This window comes from Stenotrophomonas sp. SrG, assembly GCF_050031795.1.
GTDB classification, from domain to species: Bacteria; Pseudomonadota; Gammaproteobacteria; order Xanthomonadales; family Xanthomonadaceae; genus Stenotrophomonas; species Stenotrophomonas rhizophila_A.
Map to the genome: position 1 here is coordinate 1 of NZ_JBNBBE010001192.1, position 238 is coordinate 238.

At 58.0% G+C, this 238-nt stretch carries 1 protein-coding gene; it reads left to right on the forward strand.

The features are described 5' to 3' along the window. A partial coding sequence (locus ACQG3P_RS23220) for a hypothetical protein (protein WP_426806357.1) occupies positions 1-185 on the forward strand: 185 nt, incomplete at its 5' end. Positions 186-238: the final 53 nt, after the last annotated feature.

Genomic DNA, 238 nt, shown 5'->3' on the forward strand with positions numbered 1-238 from the left:
CCGAGCGCGATCCTGCCCTCTCGGCGAAGAGGAACTACAAGCCGGTGGAACGGCCGTTGCGCTGTGAGAAGCATAGCTACGGCCCGCGCTGCTTCGACACGCTTGAATGCCATGTGATCTACGACAACATCAAATTTGGCGGGGATAAGCCTACGAGGTCATCAGCGTCCTATGTCCCAGATTAACTCAAGGGTTGGAACGGCAGCTACTGCGCGGTTCCCAACTTTCCGTCTGCCGC